20 protein-coding genes are annotated in these 21010 nt (G+C 71.8%); 12 read left to right on the plus strand and 8 right to left on the minus strand.

The window, feature by feature from the left end; genetic code table 11:
- Window positions 1-3: 3 nt before the first annotated feature.
- Window positions 4-1059 carry a ribosome small subunit-dependent GTPase A gene (gene rsgA, locus ACIRL2_RS06270; protein ID WP_395866226.1) on the minus strand — a complete coding sequence of 352 codons (1056 nt, stop codon included), beginning with the start codon at window positions 1057-1059 and terminating at the stop codon, window positions 4-6.
- A gap of 13 nt (window positions 1060-1072) precedes the next feature.
- A complete protein-coding gene (gene aroA, locus ACIRL2_RS06275; protein ID WP_402230850.1) occupies window positions 1073-2350 on the minus strand; it encodes a 3-phosphoshikimate 1-carboxyvinyltransferase in 1278 nt (425 codons plus the stop codon).
- Between the two features lie 69 nt (window positions 2351-2419).
- Between aroA and ACIRL2_RS06280 the strand changes: the two genes are divergently transcribed.
- The 7 genes from ACIRL2_RS06280 to ACIRL2_RS06310 all read left to right on the plus strand — a co-directional run bounded on the left by ACIRL2_RS06280 (window position 2420) and on the right by ACIRL2_RS06310 (window position 8316).
- Window positions 2420-3190 (plus strand): SOS response-associated peptidase, encoded by a 771-nt coding sequence (locus ACIRL2_RS06280; protein ID WP_395866224.1) that lies wholly within the window; start codon window positions 2420-2422, stop codon window positions 3188-3190.
- An 88-nt stretch (window positions 3191-3278) separates the two neighbouring features.
- The gene (locus tag ACIRL2_RS06285) at window positions 3279-3929 is read left to right on the plus strand and encodes an alpha/beta family hydrolase (protein ID WP_395866520.1); all 651 of its coding nucleotides are present in this window, start codon (window positions 3279-3281) and stop codon (window positions 3927-3929) included.
- Window positions 3930-4077: 148 nt separating this feature from the next.
- Window positions 4078-4713, plus strand: coding sequence for a sigma-70 family RNA polymerase sigma factor (locus ACIRL2_RS06290; RefSeq protein ID WP_063744985.1), 636 nt, complete (start codon window positions 4078-4080; stop codon window positions 4711-4713).
- The gene (gene rsrA, locus ACIRL2_RS06295) at window positions 4710-5030 is read left to right on the plus strand and encodes a mycothiol system anti-sigma-R factor (protein ID WP_395866222.1); all 321 of its coding nucleotides are present in this window, start codon (window positions 4710-4712) and stop codon (window positions 5028-5030) included. Before ACIRL2_RS06290 ends, rsrA begins: the two co-directional genes overlap by 4 nt.
- Window positions 5031-5209: 179 nt before the next feature.
- Entirely contained in the window at window positions 5210-6598 is a 1389-nt protein-coding gene (locus ACIRL2_RS06300) for an HD domain-containing phosphohydrolase (RefSeq protein WP_402230507.1), read from the plus strand.
- Complete coding sequence (locus ACIRL2_RS06305) at window positions 6595-7947, plus strand: HD-GYP domain-containing protein (RefSeq protein ID WP_395866219.1); 1353 nt, start codon at window positions 6595-6597, stop codon at window positions 7945-7947. Before ACIRL2_RS06300 ends, ACIRL2_RS06305 begins: the two co-directional genes overlap by 4 nt.
- A 153-nt stretch (window positions 7948-8100) precedes the next feature.
- Window positions 8101-8316: a biotin/lipoyl-binding carrier protein gene (locus ACIRL2_RS06310; RefSeq protein ID WP_355535427.1), complete on the plus strand. Its 216-nt coding sequence runs from the start codon at window positions 8101-8103 to the stop codon at window positions 8314-8316.
- A gap of 112 nt (window positions 8317-8428) precedes the next feature.
- Here ACIRL2_RS06310 and ACIRL2_RS06315 read toward each other — a convergent pair whose 3' ends face one another.
- From ACIRL2_RS06315 to ACIRL2_RS06340, 6 genes are all read right to left on the minus strand, one after another.
- The gene (locus tag ACIRL2_RS06315) at window positions 8429-8623 is read right to left on the minus strand and encodes a hypothetical protein (RefSeq protein WP_395866217.1); all 195 of its coding nucleotides are present in this window, start codon (window positions 8621-8623) and stop codon (window positions 8429-8431) included.
- A 70-nt stretch (window positions 8624-8693) separates the two neighbouring features.
- Entirely contained in the window at window positions 8694-9257 is a 564-nt protein-coding gene (locus ACIRL2_RS06320; protein WP_395866215.1) for a GNAT family N-acetyltransferase, read from the minus strand.
- 23 nt (window positions 9258-9280) lie between these two features.
- Window positions 9281-10972: an acetolactate synthase gene (locus tag ACIRL2_RS06325; RefSeq protein ID WP_395866213.1), complete on the minus strand. Its 1692-nt coding sequence runs from the start codon at window positions 10970-10972 to the stop codon at window positions 9281-9283.
- Window positions 10973-11105: 133 nt separating this feature from the next.
- Complete coding sequence (gene bioB, locus ACIRL2_RS06330; protein ID WP_395866211.1) at window positions 11106-12140, minus strand: biotin synthase BioB; 1035 nt, start codon at window positions 12138-12140, stop codon at window positions 11106-11108.
- 5 nt (window positions 12141-12145) lie between these two features.
- Complete coding sequence (gene bioD / locus ACIRL2_RS06335; RefSeq protein WP_395866209.1) at window positions 12146-12871, minus strand: dethiobiotin synthase; 726 nt, start codon at window positions 12869-12871, stop codon at window positions 12146-12148.
- 250 nt (window positions 12872-13121) lie between these two features.
- Window positions 13122-13865 (minus strand): GntR family transcriptional regulator, encoded by a 744-nt coding sequence (locus ACIRL2_RS06340; protein ID WP_395866518.1) that lies wholly within the window; start codon window positions 13863-13865, stop codon window positions 13122-13124.
- 365 nt (window positions 13866-14230) lie between these two features.
- Here ACIRL2_RS06340 and ACIRL2_RS06345 point away from each other — a divergent pair, with 365 nt between their 5' ends.
- The 5 genes from ACIRL2_RS06345 (at window position 14231) to ACIRL2_RS06365 (ending at window position 20395) form a co-directional block, all read left to right on the plus strand.
- Window positions 14231-15526 (plus strand): extracellular solute-binding protein, encoded by a 1296-nt coding sequence (locus tag ACIRL2_RS06345; RefSeq protein ID WP_395866207.1) that lies wholly within the window; start codon window positions 14231-14233, stop codon window positions 15524-15526.
- A 244-nt stretch (window positions 15527-15770) separates the two neighbouring features.
- The gene (locus tag ACIRL2_RS06350; RefSeq protein WP_402230513.1) at window positions 15771-16751 is read left to right on the plus strand and encodes a carbohydrate ABC transporter permease; all 981 of its coding nucleotides are present in this window, start codon (window positions 15771-15773) and stop codon (window positions 16749-16751) included.
- Complete coding sequence (locus ACIRL2_RS06355; protein ID WP_395866203.1) at window positions 16748-17581, plus strand: carbohydrate ABC transporter permease; 834 nt, start codon at window positions 16748-16750, stop codon at window positions 17579-17581. The genes ACIRL2_RS06350 and ACIRL2_RS06355 overlap by 4 nt, the downstream gene beginning before the upstream one ends.
- A gap of 6 nt (window positions 17582-17587) precedes the next feature.
- Window positions 17588-19054 (plus strand): glycoside hydrolase family 3 protein, encoded by a 1467-nt coding sequence (locus ACIRL2_RS06360; RefSeq protein ID WP_395866201.1) that lies wholly within the window; start codon window positions 17588-17590, stop codon window positions 19052-19054.
- Window positions 19055-19324: 270 nt separating this feature from the next.
- Window positions 19325-20395 carry an SIS domain-containing protein gene (locus ACIRL2_RS06365; RefSeq protein WP_395866200.1) on the plus strand — a complete coding sequence of 357 codons (1071 nt, stop codon included), beginning with the start codon at window positions 19325-19327 and terminating at the stop codon, window positions 20393-20395.
- The last annotated feature ends 615 nt before the right edge of the window (window positions 20396-21010 follow it).

Genomic DNA, 21010 nt, shown 5'->3' on the forward strand with positions numbered 1-21010 from the left:
GAGTCAGTCGCCCTCGTCGCGCTCGCGCGTGCTCAGCAGCCGGCGCAGCGAGTACAACCGGGCCGGGTCCGCGTGCCCGGCCTCGACCCACGCGTCCAGCGCGCAGTCCCGCTCGTCGTGCGAGCACGCCCGCGGACAGTCCTCGGTGCCCGCCGCGAGGTCGGGGAAGGCGTTGATCACCCGGCCGAGGTCGACGTGGTTGAGGCCGAACGAGCGCACACCCGGGGTGTCCACGACCCAGCCGCGGACCTCGCCGGGCTCGGCCGCCTCGCCCGCGAAGGGGGGCAGCCGCAGGGTCAGCGCCGACGTGGTGGTGTGTCGGCCGCGACCGGTCACCTCGTTGACGTGTCCGACCGCGCGCTGGTGATCCGGGACCAGCTCGTTGACCAGGGTGGTCTTGCCGACTCCGCTGTGACCGACGAAGACGGTGATCTTGCCGGCCAGGCGCGCGCGGATCGGGTTCAGGTCCCAGTCGGACGCGCTCCTGGTGACCACGTGCTCGACGCCGAGTGCGCCGTACATCTCCAACAGGTCGTCGGGAGAGGCGAGATCGGCCTTGGTCAACACCAGCAGCGGTTCCAGGCCCGCGTCGTAGGCCGCGACCAGGCAGCGGTCGATCAGGCGCGGGCGCGGCTCCGGGTCGGCCAGCGCGGTGACGATCGCGAGCTGGTCGGCGTTGGCCACGATAATCCGCTCGTACGGGTCGTCGTCGTCCGCGGTGCGGCGCAGGGTGGAGCGGCGCTCCTCGACCCGGACGATCCGGGCCAACGAGCCGTCCTCGCCGCTGAGGTCGCCGACGATGCCGACCCGGTCGCCGACCACGACGCCCTTGCGGCCCAGCTCGCGGGCCTTCATCGCGGTGATCGAGCGGTCCGGCGCGTCCTCGTCCTCCAGCAGGCAGGTGTACCGACCCCGGTCGACGGTCAGCACCCGGCCCTCGCGGGCGTCCTCGTGCTTGGGCCGGGTCCGGGTGCGCGGGCGCGAGCCGCGCTTGCCCGGGCGGATCCGGATGTCGTCCTCGTCGAGGTCCTTGCGTCGGTTGGAGCCGAGTCCCGCCATCGTCCCGAGCCCCTCAGCCGCGTCGCGCGCTCAGCATGCGCGTCCACAGGCCGGTGAAGTCGGGCAGCGTCTTCGCGGTGGTCTCCACGTTCTCCACTTCCACGCCCGGGACCACCAGGCCCAGCACGGCGGCCGCGGTGGCGAGCCGGTGATCGTCGTAGGTGTGGAAGACGCCGCCGTGCAGCGGGCGCGGCCGGATCTCCAGGCCGTCCTCGATCTCGTTCACGTCGCCGCCGAGGTCGTTGATCTCCTTGACCAGCGCGGCCAGCCGGTCGGTCTCGTGCAGGCGCAGGTGGGCCACGCCGGTGAGCCGGCTGGGGCCGTCGGCCAGCGCCGCGACCGCCGCGATCACCGGGGTCAGTTCGCCGACGTCGTGCAGATCGGCCTCGATGCCGTGCACCGCGGTGCCGCCGGTCAGGGTCAGGCCCGCCGAGGTCGGCACGCACGAGCCGCCCATCGCGGTGAAGATCGAACGCAGCCGGTCACCGGGCTGCGTGGTGTACTCCGGCCAGTCCCGTACGGTCACCGAACCGCCGGTGACCAGCGCGGCGGCCAGGAACGGCCCGGCGTTGGACAGGTCCGGCTCGACCACCATGTCGCGGCCCAGCAGCGCGCCCGGGGCGACCCGCCACACGTTCGGCTCGGCGTCGTCGACCCGCGCGCCGGCCGCGCGCAGCATGTCCACGGTCATCGCGATGTGCGTCATCGACGGCACCGAGCTGCCGGTGTGCCGAACCTCGACACCCAGGTTGAAGCGCGGCCCGGACAGCAGCAGCGCGCTGACGAACTGCGACGACGAGGACGCGTCGATGCGCACCACGCCGCCCTCGACCCCGCCGCCGCCGAGCACGGTCATCGGCAGCCGGGCCTCGCCCTCGTCGTCGATCCGGGTGCCCAGGTCGCGCAGCGCGTTGATCACGCCGCCCAGGGGGCGCTCGTACGAGCGCGGGTCGCCGTCGAAGCGCACCGGCCCGTCGGCGAGCGCGGCCACCGGCGGCAGGAAGCGCATCACCGTGCCCGCGTTGCCGCAGTCCACGGTCGCGGGGCCGGTGAGCCCGCCGGGCAGCACGTACCAGTCCTGACCGCGGTCCTCGATCACCACGCCGAGCGCGCGCAGGCCGGCCACCATCAGCAGCGTGTCGCGGCTGCGCAGCGGGCGGCGGACATAGCCGGGACCGTCGGCCAGCGCGGCCAGCACGAGGGCGCGGTTGGTCACCGACTTGGACCCGGGCACCTCGACGGTGGCGGTCACGGGAGCGGAGGCGACAGGGGCAGACCACAACGCAGACATCACGGTCCAAGCCTAGTCGTTTGCGGGCTCGCCCCCGATTTCGATTCGGTACGTGGCACCCTGGACGCCATGTGTGGCCGGTACGCGTCCAGCAAGAGCCCCGACGACCTCGTCGAGATGTTCGAGGTCGATCGCTTCGACCCCGCGGACGAACTCCCACCCGACTGGAACATCGCGCCGACCAAACAGGTCTACGCGGTCCTGGAGCGCGCGGTCGAGTCCGGTGGCCCGCCCGCCCGGCAACTGCGCACGGTCAAGTGGGGCCTGGTGCCGTCCTGGGCCAAGGACCCCGGCATGGGCGCCAAGATGATCAACGCCCGGTCCGAGACCGTGCACGAGAAGCCGGCCTACCGCAAGGCGTTCGCCGCGCGGCGGTGCCTGCTCCCGGCCGACGGCTACTTCGAGTGGCACACCCCGGAGACCGCGCCGGACGGCCCCAAGGGCGCGTCCCGCAAGCAGCCGTACTGGATCCACGCGGCGGACGGCTCCGAGGTGGCCTTCGCCGGGCTGTACGAGTGGTGGCGGGACCGGGGGCGCGCGGACGACGACCCGCTCGCGTGGTTGTGGACGTGCACGATCCTGACCCTGGACGCCGATCCCGAGCTGTCCCGGATCCACCACCGGATGCCGCTGGTGCTGACCCGGGACAAGTGGGACGAGTGGCTGGACCCGGCGTGGACCGAGCCCGAGGAGGTCCGCGGCCTGTTGGTGCCGCCGCCCACCGGGTTCATGACCGCCCGCCCGGTCTCGACGGACGTGAACAACGTGCGCAACAACGCGCCCCACCTGCTCGACGCGATTCCCGAGGACGAGGTCACCGTTGACGCGACGCTCTTCTGATCCGACCGGGCCCGTCCGCGTGGAGAACGTCGGCGTCGAGGCGGACGCCGTCGCGCCCGAGGCGACCCGGGGGCCCGCGGCGCCCGAGGTGTTCGAGGTGGACACGCCGGTCGGCGCCGCGCGGGTGAGCGTGCACCGCGCGACGGGCGGCCCGGCCCGGGCGTGGTTCGTGGCGAGCCACGGCGCCGGCGGCGGGATCGAGGCGCGCGACCTGGTCGCGCTCGCGGCGGCGCTGCCCGCGCGCGGCATGCACGTGGCCCTGGTGGAACAGCCGTGGCGGGTCGCCGGCCGCCGACTGGCTCCCGCGCCCAAGACCCTGGACGCGGGCTGGCGACCGGTGCTGACCGAGATCTCCCGGCGCAACCGGGTCGAGGGGCTGCCGGTGTTCGGGGCCGGCCGCAGTGCCGGTGCGCGGGTCGCGTGCCGGATGGCGGGTGAGACCGGTGTGGCGGGTGTGGTCGCGCTGGCCTTCCCGCTGCATCCACCCGGTCGGCCGGAGCGTTCGCGCTTGGCTGAACTGCTCGGCGCCGGCGTGCCGACCCTCGTCGTCCAGGGCGAACGCGACTCGTTCGGGGGTCCGACGGAGTTCCCAAAGGAGGGTCCGAGCGTGCTCGCGGTGCCCTTCGCGGACCACGGATTTGCCGTGCCCAAGCGTGCCGAGATCACCCAGGAAGCGGCATTGGCCCTGATCACAGCGGGTGTCGGCGATTGGCTGGTGGCCGCGAGCGGGCGGGAATGATCCGTGTCGGCGACGTGTTCCCCCAACTGTCAAGCGTCGACGAGTGGAGGTCGCTCCCATGCTCAAGGCCGCAGGTTCGGTTGTCCGAAACGAGGCACCGTTTCTCGCCTGGCCCGAGTGGGGTGCGGGCACCGATCAGCCTCGGGCGATATCGTCGACTCCTGGCTTGAAGGAGGTGGGTCTCGTACCGGAGACCTTGGAGCAGCAAGACGCGCGGTTCGAGCGGGACGCCCTGCCGTTCCTCGATCAGTTGTATTCGGCGGCCCTGCGGATGACCCGCAACCCGGCGGATGCCGAGGACCTGGTCCAGGAGACGTTCGCCAAGGCGTACGCGTCGTTCCACCAGTTCAAAGAGGGCACCAACCTCAAGGCCTGGCTGTACCGCATCCTGACCAACACCTTCATCAACTCCTACCGCAAGAAGCAGCGGCAGCCGCTGGAATCGCATGCGGAGGAGATCGAGGACTGGCAGTTGCACCGCGCCGAGTCGCACATGTCCACCGGACTGCGCTCGGCCGAGGCGCAGGCGCTCGACCACCTGCCGGACTCCGACGTGAAGACGGCCCTGCAGGCCATTCCGGAGGAGTTCCGGATCGCGGTGTACCTCGCCGATGTCGAGGGCTTCGCGTACAAGGAGATCGCGGACATCATGGGTACTCCCATCGGGACCGTGATGTCGCGCCTGCACCGCGGGCGGCGCCAGCTTCGCGATCTGCTGGCCGACTACGCACGTGAGCGCGGCCTCGTCCCCGCAGGCACCGACCGGAAAGGCTCGGACTCATGAGCTGCGGTGACCACCACGAGGTGGATTGCTCCGAGATCCTCGGGCACCTGTACGAGTACATCGACAACGAGTTGGCGGACGCGGACTGCACCAGCATCCGCACCCATCTCGACGAGTGCTCGCCGTGTCTGGACAAGTACGGGCTCGAGCAGCAGGTGAAGGAGCTGGTGCACCGCTGCTGCGGGCGCGACGAGGTCCCCTCGGAGCTGCGCAACAAGGTGCTGGAGCGGATCAAGCTGGTGCGGGTCGAGGTGGACGCGCAGCGGGTCTCCGTCGAGGAGACCGTGGTCGAGATAGAGCGACCGGGTCGGTCCTGACCCGGCCGACGCGCCGGCGCCGTCGGGTCCTCGACCCGATCGAGTGGCCGACCCGCGCGGGTGGCTGACCCGAACGAGCTAAAACAGGGCGCATGGCCGGGATAAACCGGGCATGCGCCCTTCGGCCGTTGGTGGGGCGCCCTATTCTCGGTGGTCCGAGCGACCAGCCGAGGAGTCGCATGCGCACGCTGCCGCCGAGCGCCCGGATCCACGTCGGGATCGTGGTGGGCGGGTCCGTGCCCGCGCTGATCCTGCTGCCGTGGTCGGGCGTGGACATCGATCGACTGGGCGCTTTGGCGGTGTTGTTCATCGCCTTCGGGGCGGTGGCCCGAGCCCGACTCACCGGCCTGAGCGGCGCCCCCGACGGGGCGCTTTTTCCGTTGGTGTGCGCGGCCGTGCCGCTGTTGCCCGGCGGCGCGGCGGCGGCGATCGTGGTGCCCGGCGTACTGATCGCGCGGGCCCGTGCCGCCGACCCGGTCGCTCCCGTGGTCAACGCCGCGCATCTGGTGTTGTCCGTCGCGGTCGCCTCCCGGGTGTACGAACTCCTGGATGGGTCGCGATATCCGACCGCTTCCGAGTTACCCGCCAAGCTGGTGCCGACGGCCGCGGCGGGAGTGGCGCTGTATGTGGTGAGCGGGCTGCTGGACGCCGCGTTGTGCACCACGACCCAGGGCGCCGCCCGACTCCCGGTGTTGCGCGAGGTGTTCGTGCGCTCGGCCGGCTGGCGGCTGGGCTCGGTGCCGATCGCGCTGATGATGGCCGTGTTGTGGCAGCAGCGGCTGGGCGTGTTCGCGGCCGTGCTCGTACTGCTCCCGCTGTACGTGGCCTTCTGGGCCTACGCCCAGCAGGCGCGCGAGCGGGCGGCGCACGAGGCGACCGTGCGCACCCTGGTGCGCGCGGTGGAGATCAAGGACGGCTACACCCGGGGCCACAGCGAACGGGTGGCCCGGGCCTCGGTGTTGATCGCCCGACGGCTGGGCATGCGGGAGGACCGCGTGGTCCGGCTGCGCTACGCGGGGATCCTGCACGACGTCGGCAAGCTGAGCGTGTCCACCCGGGTGTTGACCAAGCCGGGGCGGCTGGATGCGGACGAACTGCGCGAGATGCAGCGACACCCGGTCAGCGGCGCCGAGATGGTGGCCGACCTGACCTTCCTCGGCGAGGCGCACGGCGGCATCCTGCACCACCACGAACGCATGGACGGGCGCGGTTATCCGGCGGGCCTGGTCGGCGCCGAGATCCCCGAGTTCGCCCGGGTGATCGCGGTCGCGGACGCGTTCGACTCGATGACCTCGACCCGCTCCTACCGGCCCGCGCGCGGCGCGGACGCGGCAATGGCCGAACTGCGGCGGTGCAGCGGGAGCCAGTTCGACCCCAGGATGGTCGAGGCACTCGCCCAGGCATTGGACCGGCACGGCTGGCCGGAGGGCGAGCCGGCCGAGGGCGGCGAGCCGGCCCGGACGCCGAAGCCGACGGGCGAGCTGCGCGACCGGGTGCCCGGGCCACGCGGGGAATCGCCCGTCGACACCCACTCGGTGGCCCGCGGACGGGTCGGTGGCGACTCGTGACGGCGACCGAGGTCCGGCCCGAACGGGGCGGTACGACCGGGCGACTGCGCGCGCACACCGGTACCGCGGTGCTCGTGCTCGGTGCGCTCGCCGCCGTCGCCGCGCTGGCCGCCACCGCGGCCCGAGGCGTCGTGCAGCCGTCCTACGCCCTGGTGTTCGGCACGGTGATCGCCGTCGGCGAGATGGCCCGGGTGAGCCTGCCGGACGGTCGGGAGACCGCTCCGCTGGGCGCGGCCGGCGCGCTCGCGTACGCGCTGCTCCCGGACGTGCACGGCACCGTGTCGCGGCACGGTGTGCTCCAGGTGGTCGCGGTGGTCGGGGTCGCGCTGCTCGCCGGGACGTTGCCGCACGTCGCGCGCGGTCGGGCGCCGGCGCCGGGGTACGTCGCGCGCCGGTTGCTGGCGGCGGGCTTCGCGGCGACGCTGTTTCGGCCGCTGTACGCGACCGGCGGGCTCGATCCGGTGATGGCGCGCGGGTGGGCCTATGGCACGTTCCTGGTCCTGGTGGTGCTGTTGACGTCGCTGTGCGACGCGGTGGCGGCCGCGATAGTGCGGGTGGGCGGCCCGTTCTGCCCCGTGCTGCTGGCCGAACTGCGGGCGCTGTGCGCGGGGTTGAGCCCCACCGAGCGGATCGGGCCGGATGGCGAGGGCACCGGGAACAGGGCCTGCGGGCTGACCGGGATCGGCACCGCCGTGGGCGCGACCGGGATGCTGATCGCGCTGTCCACCAGCGCGTTGGGGCTGTGGGCGGTGCCGGTGTTCTGCGTCCCGTCACTGCTGGTGCTGCTGTCCTTCCGCCGCTACACGGCGATCCGGATGGTGCATCGGCAGACCGTCGACGCGCTGTCCCGGCTGCCGGAGGCGGCCGGGTGCGGGTCGCCGGGGCACGCGGCCCGGGTGGGCGAACTCGCGCACGCGGTCGGGGTGGACCTCGGGCTCGGCGAGGTGGAGCTGCGCGAGCTGGCGTACGCGGCGAAGATGCACGACATCGGGCAACTCGCGCTCGTCGACCCGGTGCCCGGCGGCACCACGCTGGATCTGCCCGAGGCCGAACAGCGCCGGATCGCCCGACTGGGCGCGGACGTGATCCGGGAGAGCGGCGTGCTGGACCGGGTCGCCACCATCGTGGCCGCGCAGGCCGACCCCTACCACGACGACGCGGCCGGGCCGCCGCCACCGCTGGCCAGCCGGATCATCAAGGTCGTCAACGCCTACGACGACCTGATCGCGCCGACCGACGACCCGCGGGCGCGGCGCGAGGTGTTCGCGCGGCTGCGCGCCGACGCGGCCGGGGCGTACGACCCGCGGGTGGTCGAGGCGCTGGCGCAGGTGCTGGAGCGGGCCGACTGAGCGGGAGGCCGGCTGCCGATGCGGGCCGGCCTTGTCGTCGATGACGCCCGCCGCAGGCGGCTTCCCGTGGTTGGATTTCGGGCGGGGCGCGATCGCGCCCCGCCCGACACGCGCTTCACAACGGCCCGACCCGGGCCCGAAGGAGGAACGACGATGGCCGAGCAGGTCCTGGCGGAGATGGTGGCCAACGTGGCCAAGGTCGTCGCCCACGAGGGGGACACGGTCGAGGCCGGCAGCACCCTGGTCATTCTGGAGTCGATGAAGATGGAGATCCCGGTCCTCAACGAGTTCCCGGGCACCATCGCCCGCATCACCGTGGCCGAGGGCGACGTGATCCAGGAGGGTGACCCGATCGCGGTGATCGAGTAGCCGCCCCCGCCGAGGTGTCCTGCGGGGGGCGCCCCGGCCGGGTCGGGCCGACCGCTCGCGCCCGGGTCGAGCGCGCCGGGTCGAGCCGCGCGCACCGGGCCCCTCGTGCCGGTCAGGCCGACGTGAGCACTCCGTGCTCGACGCACTTGGCGGTCCAGCCGCGCGGGGTCACCTGTACGGTCATCCGCCGCCGGCACTGTCCGCAGTAGCGCGGCGGTTCGAGTTCGCGGCGCCGCACACAGTCGTCGTGCGCGGCGCCGGCAAGCTGTTCGCCGCAGTGGTCGCAGAAGGCTGCAATGGTGGTCACGGCCGTAGATTACGGCCTGCGCCCCCAACGCCGGACCGGCCCTCCCGGCGGCCGCGGCACGCGTGCCGGGTCAGGTCCGCGGGGTCTCGCGCAGGTCCTTGAGGTAGCAGATCAGTTCCACCTCGGGCACCGGCCACCAGTCGCGCTCGGGCGCCCGGTGGAAGCCCATCCGCGCGTAGAGGCGGTGTGCGGCGCGCATGTCCCACACGGTGGAGATCGCGACGGCGGTGAAGTGGTGCTTGCGGGCCCGCTCCAGGCAGGCCTCGACCAGCGCCTCGCCGATGCCACGCCCCCGCGCGTCCGGGTCGACCGCGAGCATCCGGAACTCGCCCTCGCCCTCCCGGGAGACCTCCGCGTACGCGCTGCCGGGCAGCACGAACGCGACGGTGCCCAGGATCTTGCCGTCGGCCTCGTCCACGGCCACGAGCAGCTCGGAGTTCTCCGCGCGGTGCGCGGCCTTGCGCAGATCCTCGACGTAGTCCCGGTCGGCGGCGAGCAGACCCGCGTAGCCCGCGACGGTCACTTCCCCCACCGCCTCGTACTCCTCCGGACGGGCCTGGCGAATGTGGACGCCGGCGGGAGCGGGGTGCCGATCGTGGGGTCGGGCCGCGGCGGCGGAGACAGGAGGATTCATAGCCGTCCAGTTTACGCTGCGGATCACACCCCGATGGTCGCACGCGGGTAGATCGCCTCCGGATCGGTGAGCACGTTCAGCAGGTACGGCACGCCGGAGGCGAACGCGCGGCGCAGCGCGGGGGCGATCCGCTCGGGCCGGGTGATCGTCTCGCCCGCGCCGCCCAACGCCCGCACCACGTCGTCGTAGCGGGTCGCCGGGGCCAGGTCGGCGGCCACGTCGTGGCCGTACAACATCCGCATCGGATGCTTCTCCAGCGCCCAGCAGCCGTTGTTGCCCACGATCAGCACCACCGGGAGGCGGTGCCGGACCAGGGTGTCCACGTCCATCAGCGAGAAGCCCGCCGCGCCGTCCCCCAGCAGCAGCACCACCTGGGCCGAGGGCCGGGCCAGCCGGGCGCCCAGGGCGTAGCCCAGGCCGGTGCCCAGGCAGCCGTACGGGCCGGCGTCGAGCCAGCCGCCCGGGCGCGCGGGCTCGATGTACTTGCCCGCGAAGGACACGAAGTCGCCGCCGTCGCCGATCACCACCGCGTCCTCGTCGAGGACGCGGAGCAGTTCGCCGTGCACGCGGGCCGGGTGGATCGGCCGGCCGGCGCTGCCCAGGAGCGGGGCGTCGGACTGGGCGGCGGTGTGCGCCGCGGCGCGCACGTGTGTGGACCAGGTCCGGTACATGCCGACCCGGCCGACCCGTGCCCATGCGACGGTGAGCGCGTCGAACAGGGCGCTGAGGTCGGCGGCGGCGGTGATCGCGCAGTGCGCGTGCGGGCCGGTCCCCGGCGCGGAGTCGGTCAGGTGCACGACGCGGGCGGGCGGGCCGCCGGCCCGGCCGCCGAAGCTGCCGTAGCCGAGGCGGAAGTCCAGCGGCGCGCCCGCCACCAGGACCAGGTCGGCGCCGCCGAGCGCGGCCGCCCGGGCCCGGCCGGCGAGCAGCGGGTGGCCGGTGGGCAGTACACCGCGGCCCATGCCGTTGGCCACCACCGGCAGGCCGATCGTCTCGGCGGCGCGGCGCGCGGCCTGCTCGGCGCCGCCGATCCACACGTCCTGGCCGAGCACCAGGACCGGTCGCAGCGCGCGGGCGAGCAGGTCGGCGATCTCGGCGACCACGTCCGGGTCGGGAGGCACCGGCGCGGGCGGCTCGACGGGTGGCAGCGCCACCTCGGCCCGGTCGTAGAGCACGTCCATCGGCACGTCCAGGAAGACCGGACCCCGGTGCGGGCTGTTCGCCAGGGTGAGCGCGGCGTTCACCTCGGCGGCGATCCGGTCGGTGTCGTGCACGGTGGCCGCGCGCTTGGTGACCGGCGCGAGCAATGGCGGGTGGTCCAGTTCCTGGAGCGCCCCCGAGCCCCAGCGGAACGCGGGTGCCCGGCCGCCCAGCACCAGCATCGGCGAGCCGTTGAACCAGGCGGTGGCCACCGCGCTGATCCCGTTGGTGACGCCGGGCCCCGCGGTCAGGACCGCCAGTCCCGGTCGGCGGGTGAGCTTGGCGGTCGCCTCGGCGGCGAACACGGCGGTCTGCTCGTGCCGTACGTCCACCACCCGCAGCGGCGGCTCGGCGTCGACCGCGGCGTCGTAGAGCGGGAAGACGTGGCCTCCCGACAGCGTGAACATCGTGTCGATCCCGTGCGCCCGGGCGGCGGCGACGGCCAGCGTGCCACCGTGTCCCTCGACCCGCCCGTCGCCGGTTTCGCGTTCTTGGTCCCCTCGTCGTGCGCGCATGTCCGGCCTCCGTCGCCGTAGACGCCGCCACCGTCGTGCCGGAGGGAAACCTATCCGCGTGCGCTACCGGGCAGTAGGGGGCGACCGCCGACGGCCCCGGGGCGGGGCCGTCGGCGGCTCGGGCAGGGGCGCCCTACAGGGTCTGGTTGAGCGCCTTGACCGGCATGCTCAGTTCCTCGAGCAGTTGCAGGTCGGCGTCCGCGGCGCGGCCCAGGGTGGTGAGGTAGTTGCCGACGATCACCGCGTTGATCCCGCCGAGCAGGCCCTCACGCGTGCCCAGGTCGCCGAGCGCGATCTCCCGGCCGCCCGCGTAGCGCAGGATGGTCCGGGGGAGGGCGAGCCGGAAGGCGCCGATGATCTTGAGCGCCTCGCGCGGCTCCAGCACCTCCTGGTCGGCGAACGGGGTGCCCGGGCGCGGGTTGAGGAAGTTCAGCGGTACCTCGTCCGGCTCCAGCTCGGCGAGCTGACCGGCGAACTCGGCGCGCTGCTCGGCGGACTCGCCCATGCCGACGATGCCGCCGCAGCACACCTCCATGCCCGCCGCGCGCACCATCCGCAGGGTGTCCCAGCGCTCCTCCCACGTGTGGGTGGTGACCACGTTGGTGAAGTACGACTTGGCCGTCTCCAGGTTGTGGTTGTAGCGGTGGATGCCCATGTCCGCGAGTTCGTCGACCTGCTCCTGGGTGAGCATGCCCAGCGACGCGGCGATGTTGATGTCGACGGCCTCGCGGATGGCCGCGACGCCCTCGCGCATCTGCTTCATCAGCCGCTCGTCCGGGCCGCGTACGGCGGCCACGATGCAGAACTCGGTGGCGCCGGTCGCGGCGGTCTCCCGGGCGGCCTGCACCAGCGAGGGGATGTCCAGCCACGCGGCCCGTACGGGGGACGGGAACAGGCCCGACTGCGAGCAGAAGTGGCAGTCCTCGGGGCAGCCGCCGGTCTTGACCGACACGATGCCCTCGACCTCGACCTCGGGGCCGCAGTGCCGGACCCGGACCTCGTGCGCGAGCTGGAGCAGCTCTTCCAGGCGGTCGTCCGGGAGGTTCAGCACGGCGAGCACCTGATCGGCGTCCAAGCCGCGCCCCTCGTCGAGGACTTGGTGCCGGGCCACCGCCAGGATGTCGTCGTTCACGGTCTGCGTACGGTCACTGTCGAGGGTTTCCGTCATGTCGCTCACCTCGCGGTCGGATCCTGTATGGCGCGGAACGCGGCCGGATCGAAGGTACCGCCCAGGGCGGGGGACAAACTCGCGCGGGCGGTGAGCAGGAAGTCGGCGGGGTGCAGCGAGCCCGCGCCGGCGGGCAGGACACCGGCCAGCGGGCGGGCGGCCAGGGTCTCCAGATCCCGGACGTTGCAGCGCATCGCCAGGTCGGGTTCGGCGGGCCAGGAGCCGATCACCACGCCGACCAGGTCCACGCCCCGGTGCGCCATCGACTCCAGGGTGAGCGCGGTGTGGTTGAGCGTGCCCAGGTCGGGCCTGGCCACCACGAGCGCGCCCGCTTTGAGCTCGTGCGCGAGGTCGGCGATCGTGGTGCCGTCGTCGTCGAAGCGCACGAGCAGGCCGCCCGCGCCCTCGATGACGACCAGGTCGGTCTCCTTGGCGAGCCTGCGCACCCGGTCGGCGACGCCGTACAGATCCACCGGCGGCAGGCCGGAGACCCGGGACGCGGCGGCGGGGGAGAGCGGGTCCGGGTAGCGGGAGTACTCGTGCAGGTCGGTCACCCCGGCCAGGCGCCGCACGTCCGCGAGGTCCCCCGGCTCGTCCGGTGCCACGCCCGTCTGCGAGGCCTTGACCACCGCTACCGTGCCACCGCGCACGGCCGCGATCGCGGCGACGGCCGCCGTGACGATCGTCTTGCCCACCCCGGTGTCGGTACCGGTCACCACGAGAACGCTCATGGCGGTTCAGCCTAGAGGGACCTTGGGCCTGCGGTTCGTGGACCTGTGGCCCCGGTGGGCGAGCCGGGGGCGGGCGCATGATCGAGGTGGTGGGTGTGCGGCTCGGCGGAGCCGCCTCACTCGCCGATTCGGCGGCCCGCTGCACGGGGCTGTGGGAGCGAACGGCATTGCTCCGGCGATCGGCCGGGCGACCCGGGCAGACCCGGATCACCCGGCCGATGGCGTGCGGCGGGGCCGATCGCCGCCGGGTTCACTCCTGGGGGCGGCGCAGGCGGGCGACGAACTTGTACCGATCCCCCCGGTACACGGACCGGACCCACTCGACCGGTTCACCCTCGGTGTCGAAGCTGTGTCGGGACAGCAGCAACAGCGGCAGGCCCACGTCGGTGCCCAGCAGGCCCGCCTCGCGCGGGGTGGCCATCGCGGTCTCGATCGTCTCCTCGGCCTCGGCCAGGTGTACGTCGAAGCCGGCCGACAGGGCCCGGTAGAGCGAGTTGTGCTTGGCCAGGTGCTTGCGCAGGCCCGGGAATCGTTTGGTGGACAGATGTGTGGTCTCGATCGCCATCGGCTCGGAATTGGCCAGCCGCAGGCGCTCTATCCGCAGCACCCGGTTGCCGGGCCGGATCGCGAGCCGTTCCGCGAGGTGGTCGTCGCAGGTGATGTAGCCGATCTCGATCAGTCGCGAGGTCGGCTCCAGGCCCTGTGCCTGCATGTCCTCGGTGTACGAGGTGAGCTGGAGACTCTGCGCGACCTTGGGCTTGGCGACGAAGGTGCCCCGGCCCTGGGCGCGCTCGAGCCGGCCCTCGATGACCAGTTCCTGGAGCGCCTGGCGCACGGTGGTGCGCGAGATGTCGAACTGCGCCGCGAGGGTTCGCTCGGGCGGCACGGGCGTACCCGGTGGCTGGGTGTTGGTCAGCTCCTGAAGATGGCGCTTGAGGCGGTAGTACTTGGGCACGCGCGCGCTCGACTCGAGGCCGGCGTCGCCTCCTGCCATCGCACTGTCCGCCGCGGTCGTGGTCGCGTGTTCCGCCGTCACCGGTGCCCTCCTGACACGTTCGGTCCCCATCGTGGCACGACCACCGATCCCCCCAGGACCAGGAGTGCGGATGTCGGTCCGATAACAGCGCGGGTTCGCCGTCTACGGAACCTTGACACCCCAATTGGTCTATGCCAACCTCCGAAATGGTCTAAACCATTGATGGTCACCGCGCAACCCTCGTCCCTGGTGCGTCAGTGTTTTCCCATTCGAGTCCCCTCCCCAGTGGGGGACTCGGTCGGTCCGCGCACCTCACGGATCCGACGGGGGACATCGGCAACTCCAAACCGAACTGCGGTGCCCGACATCCTGAGGAGGATGTAGTGAAGCGTCGTCTTCTCGTCGCGGCCGGTGTCGCGGCGGCGCTGACCGGTGTTGCCGCCTGTGGATCCGACAGCAGCGATGACAACAAGGACAACAAGCCGGCGGCGGCGTCCAACGCGCCGGCCGCGGGCAACGGCAAGACCGTCCGCGTCTGGCTGATGAAGGGCTCCGCGCCCGACGACTACATCGCCGCGCTCAAGGCGAAGTTCGAGGCGGACCACCCCGGCGCCAAGCTGGACGTGCAGATCCAGCAGTGGAACGGCATCGGCCAGAAGGTCACCGGTGCGCTGGCCAGCAACGACGCGCCCGACGTGATCGAGGCCGGCAACACCCAGATCGCCCAGTACGGCGCCTCGGGCGGCCTCAAGGACCTCAGCTCCAAGGTCACCGAGCTCGCCGGCAAGGACTGGCTGACCGGCCTGTCCGACCCGGGCAAGGTCGACGGCAAGACGTACGGCATCCCGTTCTACGCCGCCAACCGTGTCGTGATCTACAACAAGGAGCTCTTCGCCAAGGCCGGCGTCCAGCCGCCGAAGACGCGCGCCGAGTGGATCGAGAACACCAAGAAGCTCAACACCGGCGACCAGCAGGGCATCTACCTGCCCGGTCAGAACTGGTACTTCTACGCGGGCCTGCTCAAGGACGAGGGCGCCGACATCGCCACCAAGTCCGGCAGCGCCTGGAAGGCCAACCTGGACGCCGCCCCGGCCGTGGCCGCCGCGAACTTCTACAAGGAGCTCCAGGCCCTCGGCAAGGGCCCCAAGGACAGCGACGAGAAGACGCAGCCCGAGGTCCTCGCGGCGGACGGCGGCAAGATCGCCCAGTTCGTCGCGGTGCCGGCCGAGGCGGAGACCATCGCCAAGGCCAACCCGGCCCTGAAGGACAAGTTCGGCTTCTTCCCGATCCCGGGCAAGGACGCGAGCAAGGCCGGCGCGGTGCTCACCGGCGGTTCCGACCTGATGGTCCCGGAGGCGTCGAAGAACCAGGACCTGGCCTACGACTTCATCAAGCTGATCAACAGCGACGAGTGGCAGACCAAGCTCGCGCAGGCCACCAAGCAGCTCCCGAACAAGACCACGCTCGCCAGCGCCGTCACGGCCGACCCGGGTGGCGCCGCGATGATGGAGGGCGCGAAGAACGGCTTCGCCACCCCCAACTCGCCGAACTGGGCCTCCGTCGAGGAGAACAACCCGATCAAGGCGTACCTCACCAAGGCGCTGACCGGTGGCGACCCGGCCGCGGCCGGCAAGGAAGCCAACGCGTCGATCGAGAAGACGCTGAACACCAAGAACTGACCCGGCGCGTGCACCCGAACCGCTGAGCGCCTCGGGTGAAGCGCAACCGGGCCGAACGACCGGCTCCCGTCGCGGGGTACACCCTCGCGGCGGGACCGGCTCGGCCCACTCGGCGCGGCCCGCCGGCGGTTCCCCGCCGCCGGCTCCGCGCTCTCGCCACGTCCCGCCATCGGGCCGGACGGGCCGCAGACCCCCGACACCGAACAACGGGAAGGCAGCTGTGTCAGCCTCCAAGGCAGATGCGGTGGTCGCGACACCTACGCAGCCCCCGCGCAAAGCGGCACCGACCGGTGCCAGACGCGCAACGAAGCCCCCGCGCAAGCCGTCGGGGATCGCCAAGCTGGTCACCCCCTACCTGCTTGTCGCGCCCGCGATCCTCGGGATCGCCTTCCTGCTGTTCTATCCGGTGGTCCGGAACGTCATGCTGTCGTTCCAGCACTACCGCTTCAAGCAGCTCATCTCGCGGTCGGCCGAGTACGTCGGCTGGGAGAACTACGACGCCGTCTTCAAGGACAGCGAGTTCTGGGAAGTCACCCGGCGCTCGTTCTACTTCACCGCGGTCAACGTCGTGGCGATCATGGTGATCTCGACGCTGTGCGCGCTGATGCTGATGAAGCTCGGCAAGTTCATGCGCATCCTCGTGCTGATCGGCCTGGTCGCCGCGTGGGCGACCCCGGTGATCGCGGCCACCACGATCTTCAAGTGGCTCTTCCGCTCGGACAACGGCGTGGTCAACTGGGCGCTGGTCAAGCTCGGCTTCGACTACGAGAACTACACATGGTTCGCGCACGGCACCTCCACGCTGGTGGTGGTGACCCTGCTGATCGTGTGGCAGTCGATCCCGTTCGCGACACTGACCATCTACGCCGGCCTGACCACCGTGTCCACCGACGTGTACGAGTCGGCGCGGCTCGACGGCGCGGGCCCGGTGCGGATCTTCAGCTCGATCACCTTCCCGATCCTGCGCCCGATCTTCGCGCTGGTGGCCTCGCTCGAAGTGATCTGGATCTTCAAGTGCTTCGCCCAGATCTGGGCGATCGCGGGCGAGAACGGACCGATCAACGACGTGCGCACGCTGCCCGTGTACGCGTATCAGCAGGGCATGTCGCTCAAGTTGTTCGACATGGCCGGGGCGATCTCGACGATCACCGTGCTGATCCTCGTGGTGATGCTCGTCTTCTACTTCCGTCAGATGTTCAAGCAGGAGCGGGAGGCCGACAAGTGAAGGCGCGCACCCTGAAGCGGATTCCGCTCAACGTCGCGGCGCTGTTGGTCTTCGCCGTGTCGATCTTCCCGGTCTACTGGATGGTCCTCACCGCGTTCAAGCCGGCCAAGGACGTGCAGTCGCCGACCCCGAAATTCTGGCCGAGCTCGATCTCGTTCAAGAACTTCGACACCGCGACAAACCAGCCGTTCTTCTGGGACTACTGGCGCAACAGCCTGATCGTGGCCGGCGTCGGCGTACTGCTGGCCCTGGTCGTCGCGTGCTTCGCCGCGTTCGCGGTGGCCCGCATGCAGTGGAAGGGCCGGGCGCCCTTCATCCTGATGGTGTTCATCGCGCAGATGGCGCCGTGGGAAGCGCTGATGATCCCGATGTACCTGATCGCGCGGGACAACGACCTGCTCGACTCGCTGCCGATGCTCACCGCGATCTACTTCGTGATGACACTGCCCTTCTCGATCGTGACCCTGCGCGGCTTCCTCGGCGGCATCCCGGTCGAGTTGGAGGAGGCCGCCCGGGTGGACGGCTGTTCGCGGTTCACCGCGTTCCGCAAGATCGTCTTCCCGCTGCTGGCCCCGGGCCTGCTGTCCACGTCGCTGTTCGGCTTCATCACCGCGTGGAACGAGTTCGCGTTCGCCAACGCGCTGCTGATCAACAACCCGAACCAGCGCACGCTGCCGACCTGGCTCAACTCGTTCAGCAACGGTCTGACCACCGACTGGGGCGCCATCATGGCCGCCTCCACCCTGTTCATGCTTCCGGTGCTTGCGATCTTCCTGGTGTTGCAGGGCAAGGTCACCGGCGGTCTCACCTCCGGCGCGGTAAAGGGCTGATCGACCATGTCCGAACGTCTCGAGCGCCTCGCGCTCGCCGTCCTGCAGCCCGGTTTCGACGGTCTGACCGCGCCCGAGTGGCTGCGCCGACACATCGCCGGCGGGCTGGGCTCGGTGGGTCTGTTCGGTCGCAACATCGCGACCACCGAGCAGGTCACCGCGCTGACCGAGGAACTGCGCCGGGAGAACCCCGACCTCATCGTCGCGATCGACGAGGAGGGCGGTGACGTCACCCGCATCCACGTGAACACGGGCAGCCACTGGCCGGGCAACCTGGCGCTGGGCGTGGTCGACGACATCGCGACCACCGAGGCGGTCGCACGCGGGCTCGGGCGCGAGCTGGCCGCGTGCGGCGTCAACCTCAACTGGGCGCCGTCCGCCGATGTGAACTCCAACCCGGACAACCCGATCATCGGTGTGCGCTCCTTCGGGTCCGACCCCGAACTGGTCGCGCGGCACACCGCCGCGTACGTGACCGGCCTGCAGGCGGCCGGTGTGGCCGCGTGCGTCAAGCACTTCCCCGGCCACGGCGACACCGCGATGGACTCGCACCACGGGATGCCGCTCGTGGACGTCTCGCGCGAAACGCTGGCCACGCGCGAGCTGGTCCCGTTCCACGCGAGCATCGCGGCGGGCAGCAAGGCGATCATGAGCGCGCACATCCTGCTGCCGGCCTACGACACCGAGTTCCCGGCGACGCTGTCGCACAAGATCATGACCGGCCTGTTGCGCGGGGAACTGGGCTACACCGGCCTGATCGTCACCGACGCGATCGAGATGGGCGCGATAGCCGACACCTACGGCATCGCCGACGGCACGGTGCGCGCGATCGCGGCCGGCGTCGACGCGGTGTGCGTGGGCGGCGGACTGTGCGACGAGGACACCGTGCTGCACCTGCGCGACGCGCTGGTGACCGCGGTCCGCGAGGGCCGGCTCGCCGAGGAACGCCTGGTCGACGCGGCCGGCCGGGTACACGCGCTGGCCACGTGGGCCAAGGTCGGCGCGGCCGAACCGGTCGACTACGCACTCGGCCTGGACGCGGCCCGCCGCGCGATCCGGGTGACCGGCACGGTGGTCCCGATCACCACCCCCGCACACGTGGTCGAGCTCTCGCCCACCGCCAACATCGCGGTCGGCGAGCAGACCCCGTGGGGCATCGCCCCGGTCCTGACCGAGGCCCTGCCCGGCACCACGGTCACCCGCGCCCGCACCGCCGACCCGCAACTGGTCGAGGACGCGCTGCGCTCGGCGACCGACCGCCCCCTGGTCCTGGTGGTCCGCAATCTGGACCACCACGACTGGGCGACCGAAATCGTGGCGAGCCTGCTCGCCGCCCGGCCGGACGCCGTCGTGGTCGAGATGGGCATCCCCGGAGCTGCCACTCCGGGCGCCGCCCACCTCGCCACGCACGGCGCCGCCACGGTCTGCGGGATCGCGGCGACGGAGATCCTCACGGCGCGGCGGCTGGGCTGAGCGCGCCGACACACGCTCGGCACGCCGATCGGGCACGAAGCGTCCGGACGCTGTGAACCGGTCGGACACGCTGCCGGCGGACACTGGGAACGGTGGTCGGCCCAAAACCGTGGCTCCGGCCGCCAGCGTGACCGGCGCCGGGATTCCCTCGTGCCCGCCGGTAACACCAACCGATCACCCGGCCCTCGACCCGCCGCACCGAACGCCCGACCGGCGACAACCACCGACACCGAACAAATTCAGCAAGTGGAATCAACGGAAGGCCGCACCATGTCCGCCACCGACGACCGTGACGCCCTGGGACCCGACCGGGGCACCATCATGTCCGCCGAGATGGCGGAGCAGCCTGCCGTCCTGCGCCGGATCCTGACCGAGGGCGCGCCGGCGATCCGGGCCATCGCGGCCGAGATCGCCGCGCGCAACCCGCGCTTCGTGCTGCTGACGGCGCGCGGCACCAGCGACAACGCCGCGCTGTACGCGAAGTACCTGATCGAGGTGCTGCTGGGCAAGCCCGCGGGACTGACCTCGATGTCCACGACCACCGCGTACGGCGCGAAGCCGGACCTGTCCGACTGCCTGGTGATCACGGTTTCCCAGTCGGGCGGTTCGCCCGACCTGGTGGCCTCCACCGAGGCGGCCCGCAAGGCCGGCGCGATCACCCTCGCGGTGACCAACAACCCGGAATCGGCGCTGGCCGCCGTCTCCGAGTTCCACATCGACGTGCTGGCCGGCCCGGAGAAGGCGCTGCCGGCGACCAAGACGTACACGGCGGAACTGCTCGCGCTGTACCTGTTCGTCGAGGGGCTGCGCGCCGGCGACACCTCGCCGGCCGACCTGCTGCCCGCGCTGGCCCAAGACGTCCTGGACCGCCGGGACGAGGTGGCCGAACTCGCCCAGCGGTACCGCTTCGCGCAGCGCCTGGTGATCACCTCGCGCGGCTACGGCTACCCGACGGCGCGCGAGGCCGCGCTCAAGATCATGGAGACCAGCTACATCCCGGCCCAGCCGTTCTCCGGCGCCGACCTGCTGCACGGTCCGCTGGCCATGGTCGACAACGTCAGCCCGGTGATCGCGGTGGTCCCCGACGGCAAGGGCGGTGACGCCCTCCAGCCCGTCCTGGAACGCCTCCGCGGCCGCGGCGCGGACCTGATGGTGATCGGTACCGCCGACCAGGTCGCCCGCGCCTCGGCGGGCTTCGCCCTCCCCGAAGGCGTCGCCGAGGAGGTCCAGCCCATCCTGGAGATCATTCCGCTGCAACTCCTGGCCTACGAGGTCACCATGGCCCGCGGCCTCGACCCGGACGCGCCTCGCGCACTCGCGAAGGTCACGGAGACCCACTGACCTCGTGGCCGTGTGGCCCTGAGGGGTCCATGCGGCTCGGGTCCGCTTGGCCGCGCTCGCGAGGCACTCGGTTCTGCTGCTGTACCCACCCGCCCACCCGTTGCGTGTCCGTTCGAGGCTGCGGTTCCTTGGGGGTGGGCCCGGTCCGGCCCGGTGACCATGTCCTGATGGTTCCGGGGCCGGGCGCACGGTGCTGCGGTTGCGCCTCGGGTTGCTTTGGGTTGTGTACCCACCCGCTCCACCCGTTGCGTTTGCCGCGGAGGTTGGGGTTTCACGGGCGGCGGCGTGACCTGCTCCGGCCCCGCGGCCTCCGGCGTGGCCGGCCACGGGCGGGTGGGATTGGGGGTTCCGGAGTGGTTGCTCGCACATGGGCGGGTTGGCCTGGCCCGGCAAGACCTCGTGACCGATGCGAGAAGCACGAGGTCGGGCGCAGGGCTTGGAGCGCCGAGGCGACTTGGCCCGTCCCTGTGACCCCGGGGTGGCTGCCTGGGTCGGGTGGGCTGGCCGCGGCGAGGAATCGGCTTCCCCTGGGCCCCCGAGCTTGGCTGCGGTCCGGCGCGTCAGTGCCCACGACGCGGTTGAGACCTCGTGATCGACGCGCGAAGCGCGGAGAGC

Origin of the sequence: Embleya sp. NPDC127516, from assembly GCF_044765325.1 — a bacterium.
Lineage (GTDB): Bacteria > Actinomycetota > Actinomycetes > Streptomycetales > Streptomycetaceae > Embleya.